The sequence below is a fragment of the Polaribacter sp. 20A6 genome (assembly GCF_011378915.1).
Taxonomy (GTDB): domain Bacteria; phylum Bacteroidota; class Bacteroidia; order Flavobacteriales; family Flavobacteriaceae; genus Polaribacter; species Polaribacter sejongensis.
Window position 1 is genome coordinate 1 of the sequence record NZ_WTPZ01000067.1, and the last position, 755, is coordinate 755.

At 48.1% G+C, this 755-nt stretch carries 1 protein-coding gene; it reads right to left on the reverse strand.

Annotated features, from left to right (window positions below; translation table 11 throughout):
- Window positions 1-42: 42 nt before the first annotated feature.
- On the reverse strand, window positions 43-755 hold a 713-nt coding region (locus tag GQS57_RS18895; protein WP_205860305.1), incomplete at its 5' end, for a hypothetical protein.

Consider the following 755-nt stretch of genomic DNA (forward strand, 5'->3'; position numbering starts at 1 on the left):
AGTTTCCATGTTTTCTTGGGCTTATTTTTCTTTTGCGGAGGATCACGGTTCAAAACCGCTCCCCTCTCCGATGAAAGGATCAGAATTAAGGAACAGGCCCTTCTCTAGTGGAAGAAAACCTTCTGCCTCTTGATCGGTTTTAAACTCCAGCTCAGTCACAGGACTCGTCTCGGTTGAGTTGAATAAGAGCTCTGGCTCCTCAGTGACGGTTGATAAGACCTCAGCTGGGCTGGTCTGTGTGGACACAGGTGATTGGGTGGTGGTGGTTTCTTTCTTTGGGATCAGAAACAGAGGACCTAGTGTGGCAATCTTGCTCCAGTCTGCTTTGTTCAAGTCAGTTCCTCTCTTCGACACCCCACTGGCATATTGCCTTGAATAAGTGAGAGATTTAAAGGGTTCCGATGACTGACCAGGTCTCGCATGATAGAAATCAGCCAATTTTGGTTTTGGGGCCAAATAAGGCTGCTTGACGGGAGGGGCTAGTGTGATGTGGTAAGGCTGGATTGGTCGAGGATCTGCCACAGCTGGTTTGGATGGCTCACAGCCATTACAAACCTCATCACCTCCATCTGCAGACTGCCACCTTCCATCAATAGAAGAACATGCTCGATTCTGAGAGCTCAGAGGAAACGCAGTAGGGATAGCTTTTAGGTAACATGTGATGAACACCAAGTTGCTGGTCAATTTGTAGAATCTGAAGGCTTCCAGTTGCAGGTTTAACTTGTTGCCTTGGCTCCTCTGCAAGAACTTGGAGC